Genomic DNA, 20,007 nt, shown 5'->3' with positions numbered 1-20,007 from the left:
GCGCCGTTCAGGAGATTTTATTATGAGCCAAACCAGCGACCAGATGGAACTTCGCGAAGAAGACATTCGCAAACATTACCCGGCCGCCACCGCGCTTTTGACCGGCTTTGACCACACGCCCCGCATTGCAGTGCAGAATTCTCCGGCCGACGCCGGAGAGCGGTCCCCCGGCATCCCGCGCGCGCGTCGGTTCCGCTCCACCACCCCCGGTCTTGCCACCCGTCGCAGCGCGGCCAAACACGGCGTGCAACTGCGTACCACGATCGAGGGCGCGGATGACGACGACGCCCTGACCTCGCCGCAACAGGCCACCACCCTGCACGCCCTGCGCCGCGCCATTTCCATCGCGCAGGCCGTCGCGGAAAGCTACGCCGAGGCGACCGGCCTCGCCGACCTCAAACGCGCGAACCTGCAAGGGGCCCTGCCCGCCAACCGCAAATCCGAATTCACCGAGCTTCTGACCGCCGAGGCGCTGATCACCGCCCATGCCTGGGCCAATGCCACCGCCTATCTGCTGTCCGCGCATACCTCTGAAACCACGGTAGAGATTGGCGAAGTCGACGAACTGATCACCGACAATGGCCAGATCGCCCTGCATGGCCTGCTGTGGGAGCTGGAACAGGATATCGAGGCCCACGCCCCCGACGACGCCCATCTGATCGCCACGATCACCGCCTTTGCCGAACAGGTGATGGACAAAACCGCCCGGCGCGCGGGCTCTGCCCCCCGTCTTGCCCCCTTCACCGGGGCCACCTGGCATGTCGAGGCCGACGACCTGACCCTTCGCGGCTTTACCCCGGCGGCCAAGGCGAAATCGACCACCCTGACCATGACGTTCAAGAAACCGAACGAAGTCGTCGGCAACCATATCGCCAAATATCAGGCGCTGCGGCTGTCAAAGATGCTCATGGCCTATGATTTCACCCGCAAGCTGAACCCCTTTGCCGATTTGGGCGGCTTCATCTTTACCTTCATGGGGGATGGCAAACCGGGGACGGGCAAGACGACGCTGATCCAGATGATGGCCGGCCTGATCAACGACTATTGCAAGGTGGCCGACTATCCCTTTCGCTACCAGAACCTGTCGACCGACAATATCGACAGCTATCAGGGCAAGTCGGGCCAGAACGCCAAGGCGTTTATCAACAACATCATCGACCCCAATGTGATCGGGTTTGGCACCATCGACGACATTGACCAGCTTGCCGGCAAACGCGGCGACCGTCAGTCGAGCGCCGGGCAGCTCGAAATCACCGCTGTGTTGATGGAGAGCTTTGCAGGCGCCAACACCGTGGTGCGCGGCAATTGCACCTTTGGCATGTTCTCGAACTATCCCGAAAACGTCGACGACGCCCTGCGCCAACGCGCCGGGGCGCGTTTTCTGGTCGACGGCCCGCGCACGCGCGAAGATTACATCGACATCCTGCATCTGCTGATGGGCAAAAACCACGACATCCCGCTGGGTGATCACGAAGCCTTTGCCGCGCAGGAAATCAAGAAAGCCGTGTCCGCCAGCTTCGCCTCGCATTCCCGCCCGCATGAGGCCGGGTTGCTGGCGGTGTTCGACCGGGTGCGATCGACGGTTGGCGATCTGGACACGATTGCCAAGATGGGCACCTACCTGAAGGCCATTCAGGAGGCCGACGAACGTTTTACCGGACGTGCCATCAAGAACATCACCGACGCGGTCAAGGTGCGGGCGATGGATTTTGAACTGCCGGATGAATGGATGGAAAACCCCGAATTGTTCCTGTTCCGCGACTACGACACCAAACGCGCGATGATCGCCGACCTGCGGGTGCCAATCACGCCGGAAATGGTACTGCAAGAAATCAACCGCTACGCCGACAGCGAATTCCGCTATGCCGACAAGTCGGATGAGGTGGCGATTGAGGGCATGGTGCGCGACTATGGGCGGCAGGAAGAAGCGAAACGGCGGTATTTGGAGGCCAAAGGGTGATCTTTGCCCTCCGCAGTCCCGGACGTGATCCGGGACCTCATCGCAAGGCTGGACGTGAGGCCCCGGATCAAGTCCGGGGCTGCGGCAGCGTGTTGTTCGCAATACATCTGAGTGTGGTGAGGTCGATCGGCGCGCTCAGCACGAGCAAGGGAAATCAAGATATTCCGTTGTTTCAGAATATTGGAGGCAGAACATTTGAGTAGAACTGCTTTTTTTAGAAAACTTGGTGCAGAATATGCCAATCAACGTTGGAGTTGGTGCGCTGTCGACCACAGCAAAAAAAGAGTGATATTTGGCGCTTGGAATACCCTAAGTAATGATTCTTCTAGTGTTATTCTCTCCGAGAGTTGGGAGCGCTTCCGTGGTAGACGACAACCCGGATACTCCGATGCCATCAAGAAATTAGATCTCGTTACAGCCGAAGGCTACGATCTGGTCTTTTTTGTCATGGTTCAAGGCAATCCGGATTATGAAAAATCGCCGAGCATTATTACTGAGGTCATTGAAGAACTACACGCAGCCGAGCTTATAAAAATCGGTGCCGATTGGATCGCTCTCAAGAAAGCATACGTGCCTCTACTCGCTGATGAACTTCCTGAACATCTCGCTTCGAAGTATCCAGAAGGCGCAAAAAAACGAGTCACAGTGAGTATTATCGAGCGAAACTCCAAAGCACGCCAAGTTTGCTTGCAAGCAAATGGCACCCAATGCAAAGTCTGCGATATCGATTTTGAGAAGACGTATGGCCCAGTCGGAGCTGGGTTCATCCACGTCCATCATGTCAATCCGGTATCTTTGACAAAAGGCCTAAGAAACATCGACCCTACCGTTGACTTGGTGCCCGTATGTCCAAACTGCCACGCAATGCTCCACCGCAAATTTCCGCCTCTTTCAATTGACGAATTGCGGAAACTGATGCGGCAATCAGGCAATTCAGGATGAAATCCACAAACTGCAACCACTATTGACCGGAATAAATTATGAACCGCCTCATCCAATCCGGCCTCATGTTTGGCAATCTGATCCGCGTCGACAGCCCCGCTTTGGTCGACCGCTATAACCGTGCGCTTGACCACCTTACCGGCAAACAGACGGCGCTCACCGATTTTCACATCGACATTTCCGGCTTTTCGCCCGAAATCGGTGACGAGCTGGGCGATCCGCAATACCTCAACCATGCTGGCGTCAACCGGCAGTTCATCCTGCTGACCATTGACCAGAAAACCGCGCCGCTGCTCAATGCCACCTTCTCGACCTCGCGCAATATCCTGCGGCAGTTCATCACCACCAATGAGGCCCAGCTCTTTGCCCTTACGGCCCGTGACGCCGTAACCGGCGAGCTGGTGAATTCGGTCTTCACCGTCACCAACCCCGCCCGTCTGTTCGACATCCGCAAGATCACGGTCGAAGCCGACACCACCGGCGGCACCCTGAAAGAGGCGCAGGGACTGGCCAAGATGGTGGATGAGTTCAAGACCCGCGAGGATGCCTGGTTCGACGACGTGCTGATCGCGAAAATGATCAGCACCGCCCAGCGCACCGGCGACATCATCCGCAATCCCGTTCTGCTCGACACGATGGAATTCGCCCAGACCAATTTCTGGACCAGCCACTTTGGCGGCTGTTATCTCTTTCGCGGGGTCGATCACCCGGCGCTGATCACGGCCGGCGACAAAGACATGCTGACGGATCTGCCGATCAAATATGTCTTTGACCTGAGTGACCGCAATCGGATTGCCAAATTCTTTGACTACAACGATCTGGTCGAACCCATCGTAAAATCCCCCGGCATCGACGCCGGCGCGATCCTGCGGCAAAAGATGGATTTCATCGTGGTTGATGCCGCCCAGGATGCCGGGATTGACCTGACCGGGGCCACCCGCCGCGACATTCGTCATCTGGCGCGCCGCCATGCCGCCGACCTGCCAGAGGCCTATCACGGGTTGAACAAGCTTGTGCAATGGGCCGAGGGCGCGGGCAAATGGCCGCGCATCACCTCTGATCATCCGGCCTATTTCCTGTCTCTTCGGGCGGCGGACACCCCGGACCGCGATCTGGTCAACATGCTGCTGGCCGAACTGGCCCCGCGTGACATCCGGCAATTGTTCATCTGCCACAAAGAGTTGTTCTATAAACTCTATCGCGGCTGGTCCGACACCAAACGATCCTATGTTGTTGATTTCCTCCGGCGCGAGTATCAAGTGGACAAGGTTGGCGCACGTGCCGCACTCTTTGGGCATGATGCCGCAATGGATGAGGTCACGCCGCCCGTGCAGCCGGTGCGCCCCACCCCCGCGCGGTCAGGGCGCGACGATTTGATCGCACGGGTCGGCCCCTGGGGCGCGGCAAAGAGGAGATAGGCAATGTTGGGCTTTTTGAGATTGTCTTTCATCGGCTTCGTCGTGCTGACGATTGTCTATGTCTGCCTGTCGCTCTATTCCCGCGCGGTACGGCGCGACAAGCTTGAGGCCGAATGGGAGGCCGAAGGCATGCAGGGCGACGACGACGCCAAAGAGGCCTTTGTCAAAAGCGGCCTGACCGACTATGACGGTTCTCTGCGGCGCAAGCTGATCCTTGGGGTCTATGTCGTGCCGGTCACCCTGATTGCCGCTGTCATCTATTTCACCAATTTCCACTGAAGGTTCCCGTTATGCGCTATCTCAAATGGCTTTTGATCCTGAGCTTCTGGGTCCTGGTGGCGGCGTTCTTCCACTATACCTTGCCTCACCACGATATCGCCCGGATTTCAGACACCGAAACCCGGCGCGTCGATTTTGGCGAAAACTCGATCTTCTGGTCCAGCCCGGATAGCGGCAATGCCACCGGTCAGGTGAACCGCGACGTGTTCTTCATTCAGGCAATCCGCAGCAATGGCCGCCCGATGGTCTATCGCAACGAAGACACCGGCTGGGGCTGGCCGCCCTATTTCAAATTCGACACCGCCAACCTCCAGACAGAGGCGGCGGACCTGCGGTCAACCTCGGAAAATCCGAAATGGGTCGCCATTCGCCACTATGGCTGGCGCAATGAATTCCTGTCGATCTATCCCAATGCGGTCTCTGTGCGTCAGGTCGACGGCCCCGATGTTAGGATCATTCCCTGGATGAGCATTGTGATCCTTGGGCTGGCCGCTCTGGTGTTCTGGGCCATTTATGTGCGTTGGTTGCGGTTCCGTAGACGGCGGATTGATCCGATGCTGGAAGATGTCGAAGAAGGCTTCGCCGACGCCACCGACGCGGTCAAAGGCACCGGCAGCCGCATCAACAAATGGTTTGGCGGCAAATAGCCAACCGGGCGGCGGGCTTAGCCCCGCCGCGACATAGGCAGGTAATCACGCTGATCCGGGCCGTTATACAGGGTCAGGGGCCGGATCAGGATATTGCCGCGTTGCTGTTCCAGACATTGCACAATCCATCCCGGCATCCGCCCGATGGCAAAGATCGGCACATAAAGATCCATCGGAATCCCGTGCAGCTGATAGATCACGCCGGAATAGAAATCGACATTCACGTTCAGCCCATGGCGTGAATAGGGTTTCATCGCCTCTACCACCGCCTGAAGGATCTCGTACCATTCCGGCGCGCCCATCTCCTGGCCCAGCTTGCGCACCCCGTCGCGCATGTGCCGGGCGCGGGGGTCTTCGGCACGATACACCCGATGGCCGAAACCGGTCACGGCCTCGCGGGCGGCACGTTTGGCTTTGACATAGGCGGCGGCGTTTTCGGGGCTGCCGATTTCCGTCACCATCTTCATCACGTCCTCTGCCGCGCCGCCATGGGCCGGCCCCGCCAGCGTGGCCAGGGCCGTGACAATCGCACCGTGCAAATTGGCCTCGGTCCCCACCGTCACACGCGCGGCAAAGCTTGATGCATTGGCGCCATGTTCGGCGTGCAGGATGAAATCCACATCCGCCAAACGCGCGGCATCCTGCGAGGGCATCTCGCCTTTCAGCATCCAGAGCCAGTTGGCGGCATGGGACAGCGTCGGATCAGGTGCGACCGGCGTGCGGCCATTGCGAATTGCCTCATGCGCGGCAATGATCATCGGCACCTGACTGGTCAGCCGAATGCCATTGCGCAGAAAGGCGTCTTCGCCGGTCTCGCGGCTGTCCCCCTCCAGCGCGGCAAGTGCCGACACGGCGGTGCGCAACACATCCATTGGATGCCCACCGGAACAGGCTTGAATCACCTCGAACACCGCATCTGGCAACTGCCGTGCCGCCTTTAATGCGGCGTCGAAATCGGCCAATTGCGCGGCATTCGGCAGCTCACCATGGATCAGCAGATAACACACCTCTTCAAAGGTGCTGTGTTCCGCCAGATCGTGAATCGTATAGCCGCGATAGAGCAGCTCGCCCTTGGCACCGTCGATATGGCTGACACCGGAGCGTTCAAAGTAAATCCCCTTGAGGCCACGGTTGATCTTCACGTCATCACTCATCATGATTTCCTTTCAGGCAAGCACAAGGACAGGGGCGAAATGGGCCGGGGCGAAATGGGCGGGAACGAAACGGACGGAAACGGAATGACAGTTCTGGAACAGGCTTTTGCCACAGCACGCGCACGACAGGCGCGGGTGGTCTTCCCCGAACTGGAGGATCCGCGCACAGCCGAGGCCGTGGCGCAATTGCGCAACGACGGGATTTGTGTGCCGGTGGACGTGGCCGACATCACCGATGGCCAGATCGCAAGCCTTGTCGCCAATCGCGGCATGAAAGAAGGCATTGCGCGGCGGATGCTGGCCCGCCCCCTGATCCGCGCCGCCGCGATGGTGGCCGCAGGCGAGGCCGACGCCATGGTCGCCGGGGCCACAAGCCCCACCGCCAAGGTGATCGAAGCCGCCGGGCTGGCCATTGGGCTGGCCGAGGGCGTGACAGTGCCATCGTCGTTTTTTCTGATTGTTTTCCCCGACGGACGCCAGTTGATCTTTGCCGATTGCGCGGTGAACGTGGCCCCGGATGCCGCCGCGCTGGCGGCGATCGCCCGCGCCTCTGCGGCCTCTTGCGAGGCGCTTCTCGGCCCGGCCCGCGTGGCGCTTTTGTCATATTCCACCGGCAACAGCGGCAGCGGGCCAAGCGTTGACATGATCCGCGACGTCGCAGAGATCACCGGCTTCACCGGCCCGATCCAAGCGGATGCCGCGCTTAATCCACGAACCGCAGAGAAAAAGGGAATGGGTGCGGGGGATGCCAATGTGTTGATCTTTCCTTCGCTGGAAGCAGGCAATATCGCCTATAAACTGGTACAGGAACTGGCCGGGGCGATGGCCATCGGCCCCTTCCTTCAGGGCTTTCGCCGCCCGGTGTGTGATCTGAGCCGGGGCGCGACCGTGGCAGACATCGTTGCCGCCACCGCCGTTACCATCGCCCTGAGTTAGGCTGCGTTGGGCGGGGCAAATTTCATGGTGAAATTTGCAGATTCCGTTGCCGGAATCTCCCCGCCCGAACCTATTGCTTGCGCATATCCGCAGGGTCGATCCCGGCCACGACAACCGGTTTTTTCATCGCGTCGCGGCGGAACGGTTCACCCAATTCCTGATTGATCAATGCTTCGATCAATGTGGTCTTGCCGTTCTGCATTTGATCGACAACGGCTGTGTTCAATGCCGTGGTCAGCTCTTCCATTGTCTTGGCCTGTACGCCCTGTAGGCCACAGGCCCGGGCGATTCCGGCATAGCTGACACCGTCGTCCAACTCGGTGCCGACAAAGTTGTCTTCGTACCACAGAGTCGAATTGCGCTTTTCCGCGCCCCATTGATAGTTGCGGAACACCACCATTGTCACCGGCGGCCATTCCTCACGGCCAATGGCGGTCAGTTCCGTCACCGCAATGCCAAAGGCACCATCACCGGCAAAGCCGACGACCGGCACATCCGGGCAGCCGATCTTGGCGCCGATGATCGACGGCAGACCGTAGCCACAGGGACCAAACAGACCGGGCGCGAGGTATTTGCGCCCCCGTTCAAAGCTGGGATAGGCATTTCCGATCGCACAATTGTTGCCAATGTCGCTGGAAATGATCGCCTCACGCGGCAGGGCGCTCTGGATCGCGCGCCATGCCATGCGGGGGCTCATCCAGTCGGGTTTGTCGGCGCGGGCGCGTTGGTTCCAGGTCGTGCCGGGATCGTCGTCTTCATGATCCATCCCGGACAATTGCTGCGCCCAGGCGGATTTGGTCTGGATAATCAGGTTCTCGCGCTCCTTGCGGCCCGCATCACCGGCTTCCTCCGCCAGTTGCCCCAAAATCCCTTGCGCCACTTTCTTGGCGTCACCGACAATGCCGACCGAAACCTTTTTCGTCAGCCCGATGCGATCCGGGTTGATATCGACCTGAATGATCTTTGCATCCGTCGGCCAATAGTCGATGCCATACCCCGGCAGGGTCGAAAACGGATTGAGCCGCGTCCCAAGGCAGAGCACGACATCGGCCTTGGAAATCAGCTCCATCCCCGCCTTTGACCCGTTATAGCCGAGCGGCCCGGCAAACAGCGGATGTGATCCGGGGAAAGCATCGTTGTGCTGATAGCCGACGCAAACAGGCGCAGAAAGCCGTTCAGCCAGTTGCATCGAGTCATCAATCGCCCCCGCCAGAACCACCCCGGCACCGTTCAAGATCACCGGGAACTTGGCACTCGACAGCAGCTTTGCCGCCTCGGAAATGGCCGCTTCGCCGCCTGCGGGACGTTCAAACGACACGATTTCCGGCAGGTCAATGTCGATGACCTGGGTCCAGTAGTCACGCGGAATGTTGATCTGGGCCGGGGCGCTGGCGCGATGGGCGTTCAGGATCACCCGGTTCAGCACTTCGGCAATCCGCGACGGATCGCGCACCTCTTCCTGATAGGCAACCATATCTTCGAACAGTTTCATCTGTTCGACTTCCTGAAATCCCCCCATGCCGATGGATTTGTTGGCTGCCTGTGGCGTCACCAGCAACAGCGGCGTGTGGTTCCAATAGGCGGTTTTCACCGCAGTCACGAAATTGGTGATGCCGGGGCCATTCTGGGCGATCATCATGCTCATCTTGCCGCTGGCGCGGGTATAGCCATCGGCCATCATCCCGCCCGACCCTTCATGGGCGCAATCCCAGAACATGATACCCGCCTTGGGAAACAGATCGGAAATCGGCATGAAGGCCGACCCAATGATGCCAAAGGCATGTTCGATCCCGTGGCGTTGAAGCACCTTCACAAAGGCCTCTTCGGTGGTCATTTTCATTGACGGCATCCTCTTGGTGGCAAATCTGGCCATGTGTCGGGCACGACCATTTCGGCGCAGGCTAGTGCCTTGCTGCCGGACACGATAGGGCCAGATTGGTTCCGCACTTAGCGCCAAATCATGAATTTACATGCTGGACGCAACCGCGCATCCGCCATTGCCCCACCACCGGATAAGCGAAGCCAGATCCCTCTACCTGCCCCGTTCGGCCAGGATGGCATCCACCCGCCGCCCCCAGGCGTCCCAGTTCAGGCGGTCTTCGTATTCCTTTCGGGCAGAGCGTCGCAGGGCCTCATAGGATTTCGGATTTTCCAGATAGGTCTCGATCCGGTTCAAAAACCCTTCTGGCCCCGAGCCATACGGAAGGGCATGGCCATTCACCCCTTCACGCACCGGCACCCCGCCAATGCGCAGACAAAGCGACGGCAGCCCATAGGCCGATGCCTCGCAGAAAGCAAAACCATAGCTTTCTAAAGATGGCTGGAACAGGAAATGCGATCGCCGCATCACCGCTTCAAACGTCGCCATCTCGTTGGGGAGCGATTTATCCAGAACTCCGTGCACAGTGACGAAATCGGCGATGTGTTCTCTGGGCGGGGTTGCGCCAATCACATCCAATACCGCGTCGATGCCACGTGCGCGCAGTTCCACCAAGGTTTCGAACACCAATGGCCCGCCCTTGGCCCACCAGTCACGCCCGACCAGAACAAACCGCACCTGTGTCCCGCGGCTTAGCGCCGGTGGCACGTCCGACGGCACCGGATCGGTCACATTCCCCCCCCAAGGCACCACAATCGACCGGTCGGGTTTCAATTCATACAGCCCATCAGCGCCCGATTTCAGCCATTCCGTCGGCCAGATCATCAAATTCAGATTGCGAAATACCCGCCGTTCCACGCGCATGATCATCGGGTCCAGCAATCGGGATATGCGCAGATAGCGGTCAAAAGACTGGCCCACGACGCTACGCTTGTAGGTGGTTGGCGTGGCATCCGCCGTATAGACCGAAAACACCCCCGGCGGCAGTTTCAGTGCCGCGAAGGAGTGAAAGGAATAGGCCCCGACCAATACGTCGAACCGACCACGCGCCAGCTGTTTTTGAATGGCCGGGGCAATCAGCGACGAAAGCGCCAACTGCACCCGCCAAAGCAGGCGAATGGACACGGCTTTTGGCATGGCAAGGATCAAACGCCGCAAACAATCAATCCGCCCCCACCCCGGATCAAGCGGCGTGACATCCCCGACATGCTCCTGCAACGCATTGAAAATACGCGCATTGCCGCCGGAATACGTCAGCGGGTCATGCGGCGACAGATCGCAGAGATATGCTATTTTTCGGCGGCTTGGCAATGGAATCTAAATTTATCTGATTAACCTGCACCAAAGCTGACCAAGCCCCCGACCAAGCGCAACCCAAAAAACCCTCTGCTTTCGGAATAGTTGCCGTAGCGGCACCAATTGCAACCCCGCCCGATCTGCATGCACAGATAACCGACCGGGCGGGTGTCGCCCGCTGACGCTGGCGTGTTTTGCCATTTCCGGCAGCACCGCTAGGATTGGTCAAAGACCGTATTTGGCCCAAAACCTGCCCCAATCCTTGGCTAGACAGAGCGTATTGAAACCCAAAATGGCTTCTGAAAGACCCTGATGCCCAATATCCTGGCAAATCTGATGCTGGCCCTTTGGCCGGTGGTGACCGTGCTCTTGTTTCGCCGGCTGCCACTGGTGCCTGCGTTGCTATGGACATTGGTGGCGGGATTTCTGCTGTTGCCACCGACGCCCGCGGCCTTTGATTTTCCGCTGCTGCCCCCGCTGAGCAAACATTCGATCCCGGCGCTCAGCGCGCTGGTGCTTTCAATCATGTTTTACGGGCTGCGCAAATCGGTTTTGCCCGATAGCCTTGCGGGCAAGCTATTGATGCTGACATTCATCCTGTCGCCCATTGCCACCGTGGCCACCAATGGGGAAATGGTGCGTTGGGGCGATGCGCTGCATCTACCCGGATTGCAGATCACCGACGCGATTGCGCTGTCGCTGACCCAGGTTTTGATCTTCATTCCCTTTGTTCTGGCGCGGCAATATCTGGTCGAGGCGGCCTCGCAGCGTCTGGTTCTGGTGGTGCTGATGTCCGCCGGGCTGGCCTATACCCTGCCCGCCCTGATCGAGGTGCGGATTTCGCCACAGATGAACATCATGATCTACGGCTATTTTCAGCATGATTTCACCCAGACCTTTCGGTTTGGCGGCTGGCGGCCCACGGTGTTCCTGTACCACGGCATCTGGCTGACATTCTTTATCATGATGGCGCTGACCTCGGCGGTGGCGTTGCTGAAGTTCGAGCAAAAGCGCCGGTTGCTTTATGCGGGCGCCATGATGTGGCTGGGCGTGTGCCTGTTCCTGTTCAAATCGCTCGGGGCGATGTTATTCGCCCTGTTTCTGGTGCCTGTTGTGCTGTCCTTCTCGGCCCGCAACCAGATCAAGATCGCGGCGCTTCTGGCGCTCCTCGCCGTCGGCTATCCGGTGCTGAAAGCGGTCGAGCTGATCCCAAGCGACCGGATACTGGCCGCGGCGGCCAGCATCGACACAGAGCGCGCGGCCTCTTTGAAATTCCGGTTGGACAACGAAGACATCCTGCTGGAACGGGCTGCGGAAAAGCCGCTGTTCGGCTGGGGCAGCTGGGGCCGGAACCTGATATACAATGACATTTCGGGGTCTGTTGAAACCATCAGCGACGGGCGCTGGATCATCGTCATGGGGCAATTCGGCTGGATCGGGTTCCTGGCGGAATTCGGGCTGCTTATCCTGCCGATCTTTCTACTTTGGCGCGAAATGCTGGCGCGCAAACCCGAAGATGTTTCGCCCTTTATCGGGCCGCTGACATTGATGCTGGCGATCAATGCGGTTGAACTGGTGCCCAATGCCACCCTGACACCGCTGACCTGGCTGTTGTCCGGCGCATTGATGGGATACGCCGAAACCCTGCGCCGTGAGCGATTGAAAATGCGCGACGGCAATTTACGGAAAAAGGCCCGGTTCGCCCTGCGCTGGCGTCCGGTGATGGAGTAATCGACCAAATGACAAAACGCCGTGTTCTGGTGATCGCAGAGGCCGCCAATCCCGAATGGGTGTCTGTGCCTTTGGTCGGCTGGTCGCTGGCAGATGCGCTGCGCGATGTGGCCGATGTGCATCTGGTCACACATCTGCGCAATCGCGACGCCATTTTGCGCGCCGGATATGTCGAAGGTCGGGATGCGACCTTTATCGACAGTGACAGCCTGGCAAAACCGCTGTGGAAACTGGGCGAGAAGCTGCGGCTGGGCGATGGCAAGGGCTGGACCACGCTTCAAGCCTTGAACGCATTGGCCTATCCGCATTTCGAGCGGCTGGTCTGGCGCAAGTTCGGTGCCGCCCTGAAGGGCGGCGAATTCGACCTGGTGCACCGCGTCACCCCGCTGTCGCCGACGCTGGCCAGCCCGATCGCCCGCCGCTGCGCCCGCGCGGGTGTGCCGTTCATGATGGGGCCGCTGAATGGCGGTGTGCCCTGGCCCGAAGGGTTCAATGCCGAACGTCTGCGCGAGCGCGAGTTGCTGAGCTATCTGCGGTCCGCCTATCGGTATCTGCCGGGGCATCACAGCACCCTGCGGCATGCTGCTGCGATTTTGACCGGATCGCGCCACACCCAGTCGGAAATCCCGCAGAAATTTCAGGACAAGGTGATCTACCTGCCCGAAAACGCCGTTGATCCGGCGCGGTTCTCTCGGGTGTCAGAGGCCGGGTCCGGCCCTCTGCGCGCCTGTTTCATTGGCCGGTTGGTGCCCTACAAGGGGCCGGACATGTTGTTGGCGGCTGCCGCGCCATTGCTGAAATCCGGCGCGATGACCTTGGATTTGATTGGTGACGGCCCAATGATGGCCGACCTGCGGGCCCAGGTGGCGGCGGACAATACCGAGGCCGCAGTCACCTTTCACGGATGGTTGCCGCATCAGGAGGTCCAGACCGTGGCGGCGCGCTGCCACATGCTGAGCTTTCCGTCGATCCGCGAATTTGGCGGTGGGGTGGTGCTAGAGGCGATGGCGCTGGGGCTGGTGCCAATGGTGGTGGATTACGCCGGCCCGGGCGAGTTGATTACCCCCGACACCGGCATTGCCATTCCCATTGGTTCGCGTGACGCGATCATTCAGGGGTTTCGCGAGGCCCTCACAACTGCGGCCTCTGATCCGGCGGCACTGGCGCCGATGGCCGCCGCCGCCCGCAACCGGGTGTTCGAGCATTTCACCTGGGCCGCAAAGGCGCAACAGGTGGCCGGTGTCTATGATTGGATCTGTGAGCCGACCGGCATCAAACCAAAGCCGCTGTAAATCGCTCAGCCCTGAACATGGGTGACCAACCAGATGACCAGCCCGGCGGTGCCACCGACCATCAGGTAGCCCAGCATCACCAGCACCCCGTCGCGCACCATCAACCCAAGCGCCAAAAAGGCCACCGTCAGCGCGCCGATAGAGGTCACCATTGGCAAAAGCTCCAGCACCGGCCAGCCCAAGGCCACCCCGATGATCACCACCTTGGTCAGCATGGCCATCGGCGGCGTGGTCAACAGCGGCAAACGCCGGTAGCTGCGCGCATCAATCCAATGCGCAATCGGGGTCAGCCACTCGATCGCCCGCGCCAGCCGGGCGCCGGGCACCTCGCGCCGCAACAGGAATTTCGGCAACCACATATAGGGCCGCCGGGTCAGCCATTGCACCGAAATCAGAATGATCATTGTCGCGCCAAGCGTCGGCGCGCCGGGTATGGCCGACAGCGGCGAAACCAGAAGCACCGCAATCACCAACACAAAAGGCGCAAAAGACCTTTGGCCGATTTCGGTCAGCACGTTATCCACCGACACAGGATCATGACAGTCCGGATCTGGTTGCAGCGCCACCAGAATATCACTCAGACTCCGCGGTGGGGTCATTCCTGGGCAGCGCTGCGCAACAGCGCCTGCAAACCGGTACGATATTCTGGATATATCAACTGCACACCCAGCTCCTGCTTGATCCTGTCATTTTTCACCCGCTTGCTTTCGGCATAGAAACTGCGCGCCATTGGTGTCATCTCGGCCTGTTCAAATGGGATGGCATCCGGAATAGGCAAGCCCAAAAGACCGGCGGCATAGGCAATCACATCCTGCGGCGGGGCGGGATCGTCGTCACAGAGGTTATAGATCGCGCCGGGATTGGGCTGGTGGATCGACGCCAGCAACGCCTGGGCAATATCGGCGACATGGATGCGGCTGAACACCTGTCCCGGTTTGATGATGCGGCGCGCCGTGCCGGCCCGCACCTTGGCAAAGGGACCGCGCCCGGGGCCATAGATCCCGGCCAGACGAAAGATATGCAACGGCAGATCCGCAATGGCGCGCCAGTCGTTTTCCGCCGCAACCCGCATCTCGCCCCGTTTGGTACTGGGGGTCAGTGCCGTGGTCTCATCCACCCAATCGCCGCCATGATCGCCATAAACCCCGGTGGTCGACAGATAGCCAACCCATTGAAATTGCGACGCACGTGCCGTGATCTGGTCGCGCAGAAGGGCCAGCACCGGATCGCCGTCGCCAACCGGCCCGGCGGAAATCAGAATGTGGCTGGCCTGCTCCAGCGCGTCAGTCATACCATCACCGGGAAACAGCCGCGCCTCGGCCCCTTGGGCCGACAATTCCGCCAGCTTTCCCGGGCTGCGCGTGGTGCCGATCACCCGCCAGTCAGCCGGGTTCAGCACCTGTGAAAGCGCCCGCGCGGAATAGCCGTGACCAAAAGAAAGCAATGTGTTTTTCATCGTCCGCACCCTGTGGCGTGATGGGGCGAATTGCAACCCTCGGCAAGGCTTCGCCGAACCAGATCCTGCCCGATGCGCAAGGCTTTGCGACAGGCTAAAATACCACAGTATTCACAATTCCCGAGTCGTTGCTGATGACCTGTTTTACCCGCCGGACCCTATTGCTGGGCGGTCTCGCCGCTGTTTCCCTGCCGCTTTCGGCCTGTGCCATGCCGGCACAAAAGGCAAAGCCAAAGACCAAGGCACATAACCCGCCGCTCTACCCGAACGAAACCCCGGCTCTGCGGGCCTCGATCAACAAATGGGCTGATCATTACCAAGTGCCCCGCACCCTGGTGCATAAACTGGCGATCCGCGAAAGCACCCATCGCCCCTGGGCACGCAATGGCCCCTATTGGGGCCTGCTGCAAATCCTGCCCCAGACCGCACGCAGCATGGGCTTCAAAGGTCAGGCCACAGACCTGCTCGATGCCGATACAAATCTGAAATACGCGGTAAAATACCTGCGCGGTGCCTGGCTGCTGGCCGACGGCAGCGAAAAAACCGCCATACGCTGGTACGCGCGGGGCTATTATTACGAAGCCAAACGGCGCGGCATGTTGGTGGAAACCGGACTTCGCCCCGGCTGAGATCTGGCATCGCCTCGGGGCCGGATCATCCATTGTTGGGGTTTGGGCGGGCTATTGCCGCCAATCGCGGCGACCCGTCGCTTTGTCAGGGGCGAATTCGCCGACCACGGGCATGGAACCACATTGACCCAAAGTCAGCTTTGGTCATCTTGTGCCATCTGAATGAAAAAGGGGCCCCAAAAGGCCCCTTTCCTGATCACAGTGATGTCAGCCAGCTGGCTTACATCGCGCCGCCGATCGAGAAGAACATGGTCTCGCCCGAATGGTCGTCGACACCGTCGTTGTCGGTCGAGACGAACATTTCGCCATCAGCGGTGATTGCCAGACCTTCGACCTTGTCCAGAACATAGCCGCCGGTCGATGCCAGATCGGGCAGCAGGTCATGCACCAGCTCTTTGGTCACAACCGGAAGCTCACCGCCCAGCGCGGCGGGCACCATGTCGGCCATCGCAATGCGATAGACCTTCTTGGTCACGGCGCGGTGGTCGTGCTGGTTGTCACGCTCAACGATATAAACGTAATCGCCATGCGCAGTGATTTCCGACAGACCGACCCAGCCGGTTGCGGGCTCGGCCTTTTCATACAGAACGGCGCCCCATTCCTTGGACTCGGTGTTATAGGCCACCAGTTTCACGTGGTTTTTCGGATCGTCTTTCCATTCGCGCTGAACGGCCATCCAAAGCGTATCACCAACCTTGGTCACACCTTCAAAGCCAAAACGCTTTTCAACAGCCATCAGTTCCGCTGGCAGACCGATTTCTTCTTCGATCTCGCCCTCGGCATTCACATGGTACAGCGCATGCGGGATAACCCGGTCGGTGCGGCCTTCGCTGGCGAGCCAGAAGCCACCTTCGCCGTCCAGCGTGATGCCTTCGAGGTCAAGTTTCTGTGCCACACGGCCCGCGCGGGTGATCTGCATCGCATCGGTGATCCGCGCCGGTTTGGAGGACGCGTCGATGGTGAAGATCGTCGGCTGATAGCCATAGAAGCTGTCGTTGACGGCATAGATCGTCTTGCCTTCGCCAGCGACCATGCCGGAAATCGCACCCCAGCCTGTCAGCTCGTCCATGCCTTCGGATGTCAGATGCGGGTATTGCGCGGGGGCGTCCTGATATTCAAACAGCATGACATGCGCACGCGCGCCGCCATCTTCGATCAGGTCCTTTTCATTGGCCGAAACCAACAGGTTGCGTTCCGGGATCACAACGTAACCTTCCGGGCCAACACCCGAGGGCAGAAGTTGCTTCAGCACCGGCGCGCTGGGATCGGTCACGTCATAGACACCGACGACCGAAGCGCGCTCGGCCCCAACAAACACATAAGGCGTGCCGCCAAATTCGCCAAATGTCACCGACTCGGGCTCTACACCTTTGGCATCAGAGCGTTTGTCGGGGTAATGGCCGATCTGAATGATCGCATGTTCGAACGACGTGCCGCTGTCATAAACGACGGTGCCGTCCTTGTGGAAGATCGTCCAGCCGCGCGAACCGCCTTCGTAGTCGCCTTCGTTGGCAGTGGCAAAATGGGTGTCGTCGATCCAGGTCACCGCATCGGGTTCGCGTTTGCGGCCCTGTTGGCTCTCGGTAAAGATCAGCGCGCCGCGTTCGTCGGTGGCGTCGATGCCTTCCAGATCAACCGCACCGGCCGAGAAATGGTTCAGGATTTCGCCGTCTTTGGACACAACAACCATGTGGTTGTTTTCCTGCATGGTCACGACAACTTCGCCAGCGGCGTTGATCGAGACATACTCCGGCTCGGGGTCGGATCCGGCAACCTCGGCCAGACCGGTCAGGTCCACGGATTTCATCGTGGCGCAATCAAGGGTGCCGTCCTTGACGCCCACCATGATCAGCGACCCGGCAGGCATCTGCGGGATCACGCCGTCGTTCAGGTCTTCGTCACGTTCGTTTTCAATCGCCACCGCGATAAAGCTGCCGTCCTTGGCCTTGGCCAGGCTGTCAGGTTGACCGCCCAGATCACAAGCGCCCAGCTCGGAACCGTCGGCGGTGTTGATCGCCTTGATCACGCCCGAAGGGGCGACATAGCTTTCCGAGGTGTTCACGCCGACAAAGGCAGTGGTGCCGACAACAGCAACCGAGGTCGGCTCGCCGCCCATGTCGATATTGCCTTTGGGGGCCGGGTTGGCGGGGTCGGTGATGTCGACCAGACCGATCGCGCCCAGCGGGCTGTCGGTGTAGACAAGCGTCATGCCATCCGCAGTGACATCAATGATCTCAGGCGAGGTTTCGCGTGACGTATCTTCGCCGTCGGCCATGTTGGTGACGACCGGAAAGGATGCGATGCGATTGAAATTCATCTCGGCCATGGCGGACCCGGCGGTCAGCGCAATGACAGAGGTCAGGCAGATGGTGCGAACGACCATAATACGTCCCCTAATTGGAAAATGCTCCGACCTCCTGCGCGCGGGATGTAACGCACCCATGACAAAAAGGGCACATTCCGATGAAGATCACATTCCGGGCCGTGCCCAGGCGGACCCCAAGCACATAACCAAATGGCGCAGCTTCGCCTCAGTCCCTGAGGATCGGCTCGGATTTTGACCAAAACCGGGCGACCTTTTGCCAATAGCGAACACTCAGCGGGCCGAGGAATTCTTTGAAATCTTCCGGTTGGGTGCCATCGTGCAGGTTTGCGTTTTGCAGATCCTCGATAAAGCCGACGATTGCCATGTCATGCACATATTTGTCGCCCTCGGCGATCCACCGCTCTATCAGGGCAAAAAGCCCGGCAATTTCGCTCTTCTTTTCTGCTTGCAGATGTGCCGAGCACCCCCTCACCAAATCCCCCATCAGGATGTAAATTGGCAACTTGTCTTCTGCCAGGCCGGCGTATTCTGCCCGGAACGCGGCGATCACCGGACGAAAGGACGGGCAATTGGCCCACAGATTATCCACGACATTGAACCGGGTTATGATCATCGTCATGGCTTAAATCCCGTTTTGCTCAGGCGCATTCTGCCGGCATCTGATGAACCCGGATAAGGATGACCTGATCTGACGGTGAAGTCGATAATTTACAGGCCTATGCCCAAGACCGTTCGCGATTCGCAGCCCATAGGCGACGGTGATTGCGGCCCTGATTGCTCGGCATTTCCACTTGATTTAGCTGCCCATCGGGCAAGAAACGCCCTGACATTGCTTGACCCATCAATTAAATTGCCCCAGCGGCTGAATTTTAGGTTTTCGTTAATAATTGTAAATTAGATCTTTCTGCAAATTTTAGCGACTTAGATTGCCCCGCTTTTTTCAGATAGGAATCTCAGATGCAGTTCGATCTGACGGCGGTCCTCGTCGCGATCATTTTCGGGGGCGGGGTCATGGCGCTTTTGGCCATTTCCTATGGCGTCATTCATCGGTCCATAACACGTCTCTGGCTGCGATCTGTGCTGAACGGTTTCACCTTTGCGCTTGGCTCGATCCTGGTGATGTTGCAGCCGGTGCAATTGAGCGAGGGCATCATATTTGACGCGCGTAGCATCATTGTTGGCATCGGCGCCGCGTTTGGCGGCTGGCCTACGGCCCTGATCGCCGGGGGCATTACGGCTGGATATCGGCTCATGCTTGGGGGTGTCGGGGCCCCGACCGGGGCAGTCGGCATTTTGCTGGCTGCGGGTCTGGGGCTGGTCTGGGCCTGGAAATTGAAGCCCAAAGGCAAATTGCGGCTTCCGGCCTTTGTCGGGCTTGGGGCGCTGCTTGCGTTGAACACCGCATCCGTTTTGATATTGCCATATGATATCATGCTAAACGTTCTGACCACTGCGGTTCCGGTTATCGCCATTTTCTGTGTCATTGGGGCCGCCATGATGGGCCCGTTGATCGAACGGGAGCGGCATTACATCAGATCCGAAAAACTATTGTTGACCAATGCGTTGACCGATCCGCTGACCACATTGCTGAACCGCCGGGGTTTCCGGGACAGCGTTGACCGGAAACTGTCGGTCGACAATCTGAATTCCAATGCCCTGGTCCTGGTCGATGCAGATCATTTCAAGCGGCTGAACGACAGATACGGTCACGCCGCTGGCGATGAGGCGCTGGTCAAAATTGCACAAATCCTGCGATCCATAACGCCCGATTTCGGTGATGTCGGGCGTGTGGGCGGCGAAGAATTTGCGGTTTTCCTTCCGAACATTTCCCGCAACTCGACAAAACACTTTGCGGAATTGCTGTGCATGGGCATTGGAAAGACTGAATTTCGGTATGAAGGGTCAATTGTTCCGCTGTCTGTCAGCATCGGCGTGGCAATGTCGCCCGGCAGGTCCGGGACAGATTTGCAGGACTTGCTGAAATCTGCGGATCGCGCCCTGTATTTCGCCAAATCAAACGGACGAAACCGGGTGATCTTTGCCGATGCGATCGGCGATTGAA

General features: G+C 59.2%; 17 protein-coding genes. 10 read left to right on the top strand and 7 right to left on the bottom strand.

The window, feature by feature from the left end:
- The first annotated feature begins 22 nt into the window (after positions 1-22).
- From Q4577_RS09085 to Q4577_RS09065, 5 genes are all read left to right on the top strand, one after another.
- Positions 23-1,960 (top strand): ATP-binding protein, encoded by a 1,938-nt coding sequence (locus Q4577_RS09085; RefSeq protein ID WP_303468241.1) that lies wholly within the window; start codon positions 23-25, stop codon positions 1,958-1,960.
- Positions 1,961-2,155: 195 nt separating this feature from the next.
- Positions 2,156-2,902: an HNH endonuclease gene (locus Q4577_RS09080; protein ID WP_303468240.1), complete on the top strand. Its 747-nt coding sequence runs from the start codon at positions 2,156-2,158 to the stop codon at positions 2,900-2,902.
- A 38-nt stretch (positions 2,903-2,940) separates the two neighbouring features.
- A complete protein-coding gene (locus Q4577_RS09075; protein WP_303468238.1) occupies positions 2,941-4,320 on the top strand; it encodes a DUF6638 family protein in 1,380 nt (459 codons plus the stop codon).
- A 3-nt stretch (positions 4,321-4,323) separates the two neighbouring features.
- The gene (locus Q4577_RS09070) at positions 4,324-4,599 is read left to right on the top strand and encodes a hypothetical protein (protein WP_244690917.1); all 276 of its coding nucleotides are present in this window, start codon (positions 4,324-4,326) and stop codon (positions 4,597-4,599) included.
- An 11-nt stretch (positions 4,600-4,610) separates the two neighbouring features.
- The gene (locus tag Q4577_RS09065; RefSeq protein WP_244690918.1) at positions 4,611-5,246 is read left to right on the top strand and encodes a DUF1523 family protein; all 636 of its coding nucleotides are present in this window, start codon (positions 4,611-4,613) and stop codon (positions 5,244-5,246) included.
- Between the two features lie 17 nt (positions 5,247-5,263).
- Here the strand turns inward: Q4577_RS09065 and Q4577_RS09060 are convergent, their stop codons facing one another.
- Positions 5,264-6,400, bottom strand: coding sequence for a citrate/2-methylcitrate synthase (locus tag Q4577_RS09060; protein WP_303468237.1), 1,137 nt, complete (start codon positions 6,398-6,400; stop codon positions 5,264-5,266).
- A gap of 84 nt (positions 6,401-6,484) precedes the next feature.
- Here Q4577_RS09060 and Q4577_RS09055 point away from each other — a divergent pair, with 84 nt between their 5' ends.
- Positions 6,485-7,336: a phosphate acyltransferase gene (locus tag Q4577_RS09055; protein WP_244690920.1), complete on the top strand. Its 852-nt coding sequence runs from the start codon at positions 6,485-6,487 to the stop codon at positions 7,334-7,336.
- A gap of 70 nt (positions 7,337-7,406) precedes the next feature.
- Here the strand turns inward: Q4577_RS09055 and xsc are convergent, their stop codons facing one another.
- A complete protein-coding gene (xsc, locus tag Q4577_RS09050) occupies positions 7,407-9,176 on the bottom strand; it encodes a sulfoacetaldehyde acetyltransferase (RefSeq protein ID WP_303468236.1) in 1,770 nt (589 codons plus the stop codon).
- 192 nt (positions 9,177-9,368) lie between these two features.
- Positions 9,369-10,526 (bottom strand): glycosyltransferase family 4 protein, encoded by a 1,158-nt coding sequence (locus Q4577_RS09045; protein WP_303468234.1) that lies wholly within the window; start codon positions 10,524-10,526, stop codon positions 9,369-9,371.
- Positions 10,527-10,823: 297 nt separating this feature from the next.
- Here Q4577_RS09045 and Q4577_RS09040 point away from each other — a divergent pair, with 297 nt between their 5' ends.
- Positions 10,824-12,242, top strand: a complete 1,419-nt coding sequence (locus Q4577_RS09040; protein ID WP_303468232.1) for a hypothetical protein — start codon at positions 10,824-10,826, stop codon at positions 12,240-12,242.
- 8 nt (positions 12,243-12,250) lie between these two features.
- Positions 12,251-13,534, top strand: a complete 1,284-nt coding sequence (locus Q4577_RS09035; protein WP_303468230.1) for a glycosyltransferase — start codon at positions 12,251-12,253, stop codon at positions 13,532-13,534.
- Between the two features lie 5 nt (positions 13,535-13,539).
- Here Q4577_RS09035 and Q4577_RS09030 read toward each other — a convergent pair whose 3' ends face one another.
- Together Q4577_RS09030 and Q4577_RS09025 are read right to left on the bottom strand one after the other, a co-directional pair.
- Positions 13,540-14,133 (bottom strand): exopolysaccharide biosynthesis protein, encoded by a 594-nt coding sequence (locus Q4577_RS09030; protein WP_303468228.1) that lies wholly within the window; start codon positions 14,131-14,133, stop codon positions 13,540-13,542.
- Positions 14,130-14,990: an SDR family oxidoreductase gene (locus Q4577_RS09025; RefSeq protein ID WP_303468225.1), complete on the bottom strand. Its 861-nt coding sequence runs from the start codon at positions 14,988-14,990 to the stop codon at positions 14,130-14,132. Before Q4577_RS09025 ends, Q4577_RS09030 begins: the two co-directional genes overlap by 4 nt.
- Before the next feature lie 134 nt (positions 14,991-15,124).
- Between Q4577_RS09025 and Q4577_RS09020 the strand changes: the two genes are divergently transcribed.
- On the top strand, positions 15,125-15,619 hold the full coding sequence (locus Q4577_RS09020) for a lytic transglycosylase domain-containing protein (protein WP_303468224.1): 495 nt from the start codon (positions 15,125-15,127) through the stop codon (positions 15,617-15,619).
- 220 nt (positions 15,620-15,839) lie between these two features.
- On the opposite strand, the gene Q4577_RS09015 is transcribed toward Q4577_RS09020, so the two are convergent.
- Together Q4577_RS09015 and Q4577_RS09010 are read right to left on the bottom strand one after the other, a co-directional pair.
- Positions 15,840-18,002, bottom strand: a complete 2,163-nt coding sequence (locus tag Q4577_RS09015; RefSeq protein ID WP_303468223.1) for an esterase-like activity of phytase family protein — start codon at positions 18,000-18,002, stop codon at positions 15,840-15,842.
- A 148-nt stretch (positions 18,003-18,150) separates the two neighbouring features.
- On the bottom strand, positions 18,151-18,564 hold the full coding sequence (locus Q4577_RS09010; protein WP_303468222.1) for a hypothetical protein: 414 nt from the start codon (positions 18,562-18,564) through the stop codon (positions 18,151-18,153).
- Between the two features lie 338 nt (positions 18,565-18,902).
- Here Q4577_RS09010 and Q4577_RS09005 point away from each other — a divergent pair, with 338 nt between their 5' ends.
- Positions 18,903-20,006 carry a diguanylate cyclase gene (locus Q4577_RS09005; protein WP_244690930.1) on the top strand — a complete coding sequence of 368 codons (1,104 nt, stop codon included), beginning with the start codon at positions 18,903-18,905 and terminating at the stop codon, positions 20,004-20,006.
- Position 20,007 lies beyond the last annotated feature (1 nt).

The organism is Marinovum sp. 2_MG-2023 (assembly GCF_030548265.1).
In the GTDB taxonomy this organism is placed as follows: domain Bacteria; phylum Pseudomonadota; class Alphaproteobacteria; order Rhodobacterales; family Rhodobacteraceae; genus Marinovum.
This window is presented reverse-complemented; position numbering and strand designations above follow the sequence as displayed.